Here is a 9,136-nt window from a genome sequence, read left to right as displayed (position 1 = left end):
CCGCGCGCGCCGCCGCGCGCGCGCGGGGCGGGGGGGGGTGGGGGGGCGCGCGGCCGCCGCCGCGCCGGGGCGTGCCCGCGCCGGGCGCGCGCCGGGATGCGGAACAGCCGTTCGCCGTTGGCCACGACGGCACCCACCCGGTTGCCGCCGCCGCTGGTCAGATGGGTGACCGCCGCCGCGGCGGCGACCGCCAGATCCCGCTTCTGGCAGAGCGCGGTGCCGAAGTCCAGGCTGGCGGACAGGTCGACCACGAGCCAGGTCTCCAGCTCGCGGTCGGCGATCATCTGCCGCACGTGCGGGTGCGTGGTGCGCGCGGTGACCGACCAATCCATCTGGCGCACATCGTCACCGGGCTGGTACTCCCGCGCGTCGCCGGGTTCCGAGCCCGGCCCCGGGATGAGGCCGAGGTGGTCGCCGTGCAGCACGCCGTCGAGGCGGCGCCGCACGGTCAGCTCGAGGGTCTTCAGCGCCGCCGACAGCCGCGGATCGTTCAATTGGCCGGAACGGAACGAAGGGGGTGCGGCACTTCCTCGGGTGGGTGGGATCTTCGCTGGATTCGTCACTGGGGCAACCGGATCCGATGCTCCGTTCACGGACGCTGCGGTTGCTGCTGGCCGACGGCCTGCTGCCCGTTCGGGGCGGGCGGCGCCGGCGGCTGCGGCACACCCGGCTGCTGGCCCACCGCGGGCGCGGGCATCGGCGCGGGCGGCTGCTGGCCCGGCGCGGGCGCGTTGGCCTGCGGCGCGACCTGCGGCAGGCCGACGGTCTGCAGCACCCGGCGGATCACGTCGTCGGGGCTCACCTCGTCGGCCAGCGCGTCGTAGGACAGCACCAGGCGGTGACGCAGCACGTCGGGCACGACCTCGACCACATCCTGCGGGACCACGTAGTCGCGGCCGCGGATGAGGGCGACGGCGCGGGCGGCGGCGATGATGCCGAGGCTCGCACGCGGGGAGGCGCCGTAGGCGATCCAGCCCGCGACGTCGTCGAGACCGAACTCGGCCGGGTTGCGGGTCGCGGAGATCACCCGCACCACGTAGTCGACCAGGGCGTGGTGCACGAAGGTGTTCGACGCCAGACGCTGCAGCCGGATCACCTCGCCGGGCTCGAGGATCTGCTTGGGCTCCGGCGGGGTGACACCCATCCGGTAGATGATCTCGCGCTCCTCCTCGACGGAGGGGTAGTCGACGACGACCTTGAACAGGAAGCGGTCGCGCTGCGCCTCGGGCAGCGGGTACACGCCCTCGCTCTCGATCGGGTTCTGTGTGGCCATCACCAGGAACGGATCGGGCATCGGGAAGGTCTTGCCGCCGATCGACACGTGCCGCTCGGCCATCACCTCGAGCAGCGCCGACTGCACCTTGGCCGGCGCGCGGTTGATCTCGTCGGCGAGCACGAAGTTCGCTACGACCGGACCCAGCTCGGTGTCGAACTCCTCGCGGCCCTGCCGGTAGATGCGGGTGCCGACGAGGTCGGTGGGCACCAGGTCCGGGGTGAACTGCACGCGGGAGAAGGTGCCGCCGACGACCCGTGCGAAGGTCTCGACCGCGAGCGTCTTGGCGATGCCCGGCACGCCCTCGAGCAGCACGTGACCGCGCGCCAGCACACCGACGAGCAACCGCTCGACCAGACGATCCTGGCCGACGATGACCCGTTTGACTTCGTAGATCGCCTTCTCCAGGGTCTGGACATCGCGCTCGAGGGTGGCGGGCGCCGGCGTGTCTTTCGCCGGATTCACCGTGCTCACACCATCAGTCGAAGTCACAAACATCCCCGCTTTCGCCTAGTCCGGCCCCGTGAGGCTCGCCGCTGCATCTGTGGTTCACCAGCCGGTGCGTCGTGTCGGCCTCCGCGGCCGGTCCGACGTCACCCGGCGTGTTCCCCACCACTATTCCAGGTTCGACATCCTCCCCCAACGCAGCCAGGGGATTCCGACACGCCAACTCGCCGCGCGCCACGCGCGACATTGTGAACCCTAACGCAAATCCCGCCGAACGCGCCTGAGAGGACACTGGGAGTCGTCAGGTGAGCAATCGCACCGCGTACGGCATGATGCCCCCCTCGCGGACCGGCGAAACCTTCACCACGTCGCCGGATTCGGGCGCTTCGACCATCTTGCCGTCGCCGAGGTACAGCGCCACGTGCTCGCTGCCGTTGGCGCCCCAGAACAGCATGTCGCCGCGTTCGCGCTCGGCGATGGGCACCCGGGTGCCCATCGTGTACTGATAGCCGCTGTAGTGCGGCAGGGCGATGCCGACTCCGGCGAACGCGTAGATCATCAGGCCGGAACAGTCGAATCCGACCTTGTCGTAGTCGCCGTAGCTGTCGGCCACGCCGCCGTCGTGGATGCCCAGCGTGGGGCCGTTCTCGTCGCCGCCGCCCCAGGAGTAGGTGACGCCCAGTTGCGACATGGCGCGGTCCACCACGGTTTCGACGAGTTCGGACCGGCTGCCGGAGGGACGCGCCGGGCGATCGGGCAGCGAGGCGTGCGGCGCGGGCGCGTTGTCGAGCTGGGTGTGCGGGCGCTTGCCCGTGCCCACCTGTGCGGCGCGGTCGTGGGCGGCCTGGTCGGTGGCCGCGCGGGCGGCGGCCGCGGTCGCGGCGGCCTGGGCCGCGGCGACCTCGGCCTGGCGTTGCCGGTCCCAGGCGAGGAATGCCTCGCGCTGCCCCTGAAGCCCGGCCACTCGCTGGCGCGCCGCGTCGAGCCGCTGCTGTGCCGAATCCCGCTGTCCCAGTAGCGCCGTGCGCTGCGCGGCCTGTTGCTGCTGGGCGGCCTGGGCGGCGGCGACGGCCTGCTGTGCCTCCAGCTTCTTCTGCTCGGCCGCGGCCGCGGCGGCGTCGGCGGTCTGCTTCGCCCGGCGCGCCGCGGAATCCCGGTTGGCCTGTTCGACCTGGGCCCGGCGTAACAGCTGCAGGGCGTCCTGCTTGGTCTTGGACGCGACCCCGAGCAGTTGCGCCCGGTCGAGGGCCGCGGCCGGGTCCGCGCCCGCGAGCACGTTGACCATCGAACCGGTCGCCGGTTGCGTGTAGGCCTCGATGGCGAATCGGTCGAACTCGGTGCGGGCCTTCCCTACTCGGACGCCGGCGTCGGCGAGGTCGCGGCGGCAGGCCTCGGCCGCGGCGTTCGCGGCGTCGGCCGCGGCCCGTGCGGCCTGCAGGTCGACCAGTGCCTTGTTCACCGCCTCGCGCCGCCGGGCGACCTCGGTGTCGAGTTGCCGCAGCTGCTGTTCGGCCGCGGCGACCTCGTTGATCAGGCCGCCGACTTCCGCCACGCCGGCATCCACCTGCCCGCCCGCGTCGGCGATGTCACCGTCGCTCGGATTGGGCGGCGGCTCGGGCGCCGCACCGGCGGCGCCGACCGATACCGACAACGCCACCGCGCACACCAGCAACCCCAGCGTGACTTTGATCGAGGCCCCGTGCCACCCCACTCGCACACCTCCCTGGATCCCGCTCCGGTTCCCGGGGAACGAGGTTCACCGGGACTGCGCTGGGCGACCAGTGACCGGCATCGCCTCACGAGCCCCAGCCGCACCCGATACCTCAATGGTTGCTGAGGACTCATATGACACTCTTTCCACTTCCGTGCCATTCGAAACCGTACGACACTTCTTGCACGGAGAAAACATCTGCCACAGAATGACAGACGTGTAGTTCGCCAGTAGCTTGGCGGTAGCTAGAGAAGGGTACGGATTTCTCGGCAAAAACAGACCACTGGTACCGAACTAGCTCAGTGGCCCGGACACGAGTGTGCCCTCGGCGACTCGAGTGAGTCACCGAGGGCACATTCAGAGCAATCTGGCTAAGCCAGGCCTGCGAGTAGCACTACTTGTACGGGTTGTCCGGCTGCGTCGGTGCATCGAAGAACCACCGCCCACTGCCAGGCGGATCCTCGGCGCACTTACTGGCGCCCCGATAGGTCATCTGGTCCACCTTGCAGGCTTTCTCGGCACCGGGGCCCGTGTAGGGACCGTAACGAGAATGGTCCGCCGAAGCCGTACTTGTGACTCCGAAAGCGACAGCGCCAACCGTCAACGCAACCGCGAGTGCTCTCCTTCGCATGTTCCCCTCCTGTTCATGCGCCCCCTCGGACACCCCGCCGACTTTACCTAATTACGCTCGATTGCCTTGCTTTTCAGCGCTTTTCAGAGTCGCAGCGCTGCTTGTTTCGGAGTCGATGCCGGATCCGGCACTCGCACTGCGGCGCAGTTTCACGCGGTAGAGGACGACGATGACCACGGCGATCGCGGCGATGAAGATGCTCGCGGCCACCGTGGGCGAAACCGTTTCGGAAGTCTGCAAGCTGCCGACGAACGCCTGGGCCGCCTCCGCGCTGTGCCCGCCGTGCCGGTTCTTGGCGATATCCTCCGCGCGCTCCAGGCGATACCGGCTGATGGAATCGCTGTAGGTGCCCGCCCAGTCGTCGCTCAGGACCACGACCGTGCCGCGCTCGTTCTTGCCCACCTTCGTCGCCAGATCCCGGAGACTCGAGTCCGGCGCCGGATTGCCTTCCACCACGACGACGCTCAACGGGATGCCGTTCGCGCGCGCATTTTCGACGATCGTCGTCAGCTCGCTCTGCTTCTGCCCCTTGGGCGTGGCGACGTGGTTGTCCGCGAGATCCTTCAGGACCGCGTTCAGATCCGTGTCGTGCGGTAGCTCCGCAGCCATGGGTGTGCGAACCGAGGTGTCAAAGACGGTCATCTTCCATCCGGTTTGTCGAGTCGCGGGCGCGACGGGCATCCAACACTCTGCAGACGATCAGCATGCTGACGGCGGTCGCCGGAACCGACTACCTCCGGCGGACTCGTGAGCACAGTACGCGACAGGAGGATGATGGTTGCTGGCACGGCGCGCGTGACGCGCCCCCCGCGTTTCACAGGACAAGCGTACTGTTAGGGTTGTCAGTACGAGGCGCACAGCCCAGACTGCGCCCTCGACCGGGTCGCCGGCACAGCCCCGCCGACGGCCGACCCCCCGCGGGGCCTCTGGGTAGGACCCGGCGGAGGAAGCTTGCGTAACCACGTAGGGCCCCCGAGGCCCCATCAGACACGACGAGTGGAGCTGAACGTATGACGAGCATCGATACATTCGGCGCCAAGGGCACCCTCGAGGTAGGAGATCAGTCGTATGAGATCTTCCGCCTCTCGGCCGTGCCCGGCACCGAGAAGCTGCCCTACGCCCTGAAGGTGCTGGCGGAGAACCTGCTTCGCACCGAGGACGGCGCCAACATCACCGCCGACCACATCCGCGCCATCGCGAAGTGGGATCCCTCGGCCGAGCCGGACACCGAAATCCAGTTCACCCCCGCGCGTGTCATCATGCAGGACTTCACCGGCGTGCCCTGCATCGTCGACCTGGCCACCATGCGCGAGGCCGTCGCCACCCTCGGCGGCGACCCGAACAAGGTGAACCCGCTCGCGCCCGCCGAGATGGTCATCGACCACTCCGTCATCATCGACGTGTTCGGCCGCGCGGACGCCTTCGAGCGCAACGTCGACATCGAATACCAGCGCAACGGCGAGCGTTACCAGTTCCTGCGCTGGGGCCAGACCGCGTTCGACGACTTCAAGGTCGTCCCGCCGAGCACCGGCATCGTGCACCAGGTCAACATCGAGCACTTGGCCCGCGTCGTCATGGTCCGCAACGGGCAGGCCTACCCCGACACCTGCGTCGGCACCGACTCGCACACCACCATGGTCAACGGCCTGGGCGTATTGGGCTGGGGCGTCGGCGGTATCGAGGCCGAGGCGGCCATGCTGGGCCAGCCCGTCTCGATGCTGATCCCGCGCGTGGTCGGCTTCAAGCTGACCGGTGAGATCAACCCGGGCGTCACCGCCACCGACGTGGTGCTGACGGTCACCGACATGCTGCGCAAGCACGGCGTGGTGGGCAAGTTCGTCGAGTTCTACGGCAAGGGCGTCGCCGAGGTGCCGCTGGCCAACCGCGCCACGCTGGGCAACATGAGCCCCGAATTCGGTTCCACCGCGGCGATTTTCCCGATCGACGACGTCACCATCGAGTACCTGAAGCTGACCGGCCGCAGCGACGAGCAGGTCGCGCTGGTCGAGGCCTACGCCAAGGAGCAGGGCCTGTGGCACGACGCCGACCAGGAGCCCGCCTACTCGGAGTACCTGGAGCTTGACCTGAGCACCGTGGTGCCCTCCATCGCCGGTCCGAAGCGCCCGCAGGACCGAATCCTGCTGTCGGAGAGCAAGACCGCGTTCCGCAAGGACATCCACAACTACACCAGCGACGCCGAGTCGGGCCCGGTGGCCCGCACCCCGCACAGCAAGCTGGACGAGGCCGTCGAGGAGTCCTTCCCGGCCAGTGACCCGGCGGTGCTGTCGTTCGCCGACGACGGCTCGGTGCCGCTGAGCTCGGCCGCCAACGGGGCCGAGGGCCGTCCGTCGAAGCCGGTCAAGGTCTCCACCGAGGAGTACGGCGACTTCGTGCTCGATCACGGTGCGGTGGTGGTCGCCTCGATCACCTCCTGCACCAACACCTCCAACCCGTCGGTCATGATCGGCGCGGCGCTGCTCGCCCGCAACGCCGTGGACAAGGGCCTGTCCCGCAAGCCGTGGGTGAAGACCTCGATGGCGCCGGGCTCGCAGGTCGTCAACGGCTACTACGAGAAGTCCGGGCTGTGGCCGTACCTGGAGAAGCTGGGCTTCAACCTGGTCGCGTTCGGCTGCGCCACCTGCATCGGCAACACCGGACCGCTGCCGGAGGAGATCTCCAAGGCGGTCAACGACAACGACCTGACCGTCACCGCGGTGCTCTCGGGCAACCGCAACTTCGAGGGCCGCATCTCCCCCGACGTGAAGATGAACTACCTGGCCTCGCCGCCGCTGGTCATCGCCTACGCGCTCGCGGGCACGATGGACTTCGACTTCGAGCACGACGCGCTGGGCCAGGACTCCGACGGCAACGACGTCTTCCTGAAGGACATCTGGCCCGCGCCCAAGGAAATCCAGGACACCATCGACGCGGTCATCTCCCGCGACATGTTCCTCGAGGACTACAAGGACGTCTTCAAGGGCGACGAGCGGTGGCGTTCGCTGCCCACCCCGGAGGGCAAGACCTTCGACTGGGCGGAGGACTCGACCTACGTCCGCAAGCCCCCGTACTTCGACGGGATGCCGCAGTCCCCGGAGCCGGTGCGGGACATCAAGGGCGCGCGAGTGCTTGCGCTGCTGGGTGATTCGGTCACCACCGACCACATTTCCCCCGCGGGCAACATCAAGCCGGGCACCCCGGCCGCGCAGTACCTCGAGTCGCACGGCGTCGAGCGCAAGGACTACAACTCCTACGGCTCGCGGCGCGGCAACCACGAGGTCATGATCCGCGGCACGTTCGCCAACATCCGGCTGCGCAACCAGCTGCTGGACGACGTCTCGGGCGGCTACACCCGCGACTTCACCCAGGACGGCGGCCCGCAGGCCTTCATCTACGACGCCTCGCAGAACTACCAGGCCGCGGGCATCCCGCTGGTCGTGCTGGGCGGCAAGGAGTACGGCTCGGGTTCCTCGCGCGACTGGGCGGCCAAGGGCACCAGCCTGCTGGGCGTGAAGGCGGTCATCACCGAGTCGTTCGAGCGCATCCACCGCTCCAACCTCATCGGCATGGGCGTCATCCCGCTGCAGTTCCCCGAGGGCGAGTCGGCGGCGTCGCTGAAGCTGGACGGCACCGAGACCTTCGACATCGAGGGCATCACCCAGCTGAACGAGGGCGTGACTCCGAAGACCCTGAAGGTGACCGCCACCAAGGAGAACGGAGACAAGATCACCTTCGACGCCAAGGTCCGCATCGACACCCCCGGCGAGGCCGATTACTACCGCAACGGCGGCATCCTGCAATACGTGCTGCGCAACATGATCGGCTGAGATATCGGCGCCGCCTCCGGCGTCGCGTGTTCGCGAGAGTGCGAACGATCGGTGGCTTGCTCGTACTGTGGTACCCCCGCGCCGATGTCTTTCGGCGCGGGGGTCCGTGCATCCCGATGGAGGAGTCCATGCCCAAGGTCAGTGACGACCATCTCGCCGCGCGGCGCAGCCAGATACTGGACGGGGCGCGGAGCTGTTTCGCCGAGTTCGGCTACGAGGGCGCGACGGTGCGCCGGCTCGAGGACGCCATCGGACTGTCCCGGGGGGCGATCTTCCATCACTTCCGGGACAAGGACGCGCTGTTCCTGGCGCTGGCGCACGAGGACGCGGCCCGGATGGCGGAGGTGGCGGCCACCCAGGGTTTGGTGCAGGTGATGCGCGACATGCTCGCGCGCCCCGAGGATTTCGACTGGCTCGGCACCCGGCTGGAGATCGCGCGGCGGCTGCGCACCGACCCCGAGTTCCGCGCGAACTGGGAGCAGCGCTCGGAGGAGTTGACCGCCGCGACCATCGCCCGCCTGGAGCGCCGCAAGGCCGCCGGGGCCCTGCGCGACGACGTGCCCACCGATGTCCTGCTGGGCTACCTCGATCTGGTGCTGGACGGGCTCATCGCCCGCATCGCCTCCGGGCACGCCAACGACAACCTCTCGGCCGTGCTGGATCTGGTGGAGGCGTCGGTCCGCCGCAAGCAGTGAGCGGAAATAGCTGTGCCGCAACACTTTCCACCAACCGTGACACAGACCACGACCGATCCGGAAATAACCGGGCACGAGCCAGGAGTTCGCCGAGGTATGACCTTTTCCGTGCCCGTCACCGTCCGCGGCTACGAACTCGATGTGAACGGCCACCTGAATCAGGCCGTCTACCACCAGTACGCCGAACACGCGCGGTGGGAGGTGATGCGTGCGGCGGGGCTCGTGCCGGACAAGATCCGGCTCTCCGGGCTCGGGCCGGTGGTGCTGGAATCGACGGTCAAGCACCTGCGCGAGTTGCATCTCGGCGACGAGGTGACCGTGACGTGCGAGACCGAGTGGGGCGAGGGCAAGGTCTTCCGGATGCGGCAGCGGATCGTCAAGCTCGACGGCACCGTCTCGGCCGAGTTCGATGTGGTGCTCGGGCTGATGGACCTCACCGCGCGCAAACTCGTGCCGAATCCGACGGAGCGCTTCCTGGAACTCGTCGACTACGGCGAGGTGCTCGGTCTCTAGCGGGGTGATCGCGCGGACGGGTCGTTGAGCGGTCAACTGAAA

At 68.6% G+C, this 9,136-nt stretch carries 7 protein-coding genes; 3 read left to right on the top strand and 4 right to left on the bottom strand.

Annotated elements, in window-relative coordinates; all coding sequences use genetic code 11:
* From QH470_RS15395 to QH470_RS15380, 4 genes are all read right to left on the bottom strand, one after another.
* The coding region (locus QH470_RS15395; RefSeq protein WP_280273040.1) for a DUF58 domain-containing protein at positions 1–563 on the bottom strand (563 nt) is incomplete at its 3' end.
* Between the two features lie 26 nt (positions 564–589).
* Complete coding sequence (gene moxR1, locus QH470_RS15390; RefSeq protein ID WP_280273039.1) at positions 590–1,771, bottom strand: chaperone MoxR1; 1,182 nt, start codon at positions 1,769–1,771, stop codon at positions 590–592.
* Between the two features lie 250 nt (positions 1,772–2,021).
* Complete coding sequence (locus QH470_RS15385; RefSeq protein WP_280273038.1) at positions 2,022–3,431, bottom strand: NlpC/P60 family protein; 1,410 nt, start codon at positions 3,429–3,431, stop codon at positions 2,022–2,024.
* A gap of 682 nt (positions 3,432–4,113) precedes the next feature.
* Positions 4,114–4,743 carry an Rv1476 family membrane protein gene (locus QH470_RS15380; RefSeq protein ID WP_280273037.1) on the bottom strand — a complete coding sequence of 210 codons (630 nt, stop codon included), beginning with the start codon at positions 4,741–4,743 and terminating at the stop codon, positions 4,114–4,116.
* 329 nt (positions 4,744–5,072) lie between these two features.
* Here QH470_RS15380 and QH470_RS15375 point away from each other — a divergent pair, with 329 nt between their 5' ends.
* From QH470_RS15375 to QH470_RS15365, 3 genes are all read left to right on the top strand, one after another.
* A complete protein-coding gene (locus QH470_RS15375) occupies positions 5,073–7,886 on the top strand; it encodes an aconitate hydratase (protein ID WP_280273036.1) in 2,814 nt (937 codons plus the stop codon).
* Positions 7,887–8,014: 128 nt separating this feature from the next.
* On the top strand, positions 8,015–8,581 hold the full coding sequence (locus QH470_RS15370) for a TetR/AcrR family transcriptional regulator (RefSeq protein WP_187682994.1): 567 nt from the start codon (positions 8,015–8,017) through the stop codon (positions 8,579–8,581).
* 96 nt (positions 8,582–8,677) lie between these two features.
* Positions 8,678–9,094 (top strand): acyl-CoA thioesterase, encoded by a 417-nt coding sequence (locus QH470_RS15365; protein WP_280273035.1) that lies wholly within the window; start codon positions 8,678–8,680, stop codon positions 9,092–9,094.
* The last annotated feature ends 42 nt before the right edge of the window (positions 9,095–9,136 follow it).

The sequence above is a fragment of the Nocardia wallacei genome (assembly GCF_029868745.1).
GTDB classification, from domain to species: domain Bacteria; phylum Actinomycetota; class Actinomycetes; order Mycobacteriales; family Mycobacteriaceae; genus Nocardia; species Nocardia wallacei_B.
Note: the sequence above shows the minus strand (reverse complement) of the source record. Positions and strands in the feature narration are given on the sequence as shown.

Bases quoted from the DNA above. Each gene is read 5' to 3' on its own strand.
- moxR1 (WP_280273039.1), bottom strand. From the start codon at position 1,771: ATGTTTGTGACTTCGACTGATGGTGTGAGCACGGTGAATCCGGCGAAA.
- QH470_RS15380 (WP_280273037.1), bottom strand. From the start codon at position 4,743: ATGCCCGTCGCGCCCGCGACTCGACAAACCGGATGGAAGATGACCGTC.
- QH470_RS15375 (WP_280273036.1), top strand. From the start codon at position 5,073: ATGACGAGCATCGATACATTCGGCGCCAAGGGCACCCTCGAGGTAGGA.
- QH470_RS15370 (WP_187682994.1), top strand. From the start codon at position 8,015: ATGCCCAAGGTCAGTGACGACCATCTCGCCGCGCGGCGCAGCCAGATA.
- QH470_RS15365 (WP_280273035.1), top strand. From the start codon at position 8,678: ATGACCTTTTCCGTGCCCGTCACCGTCCGCGGCTACGAACTCGATGTG.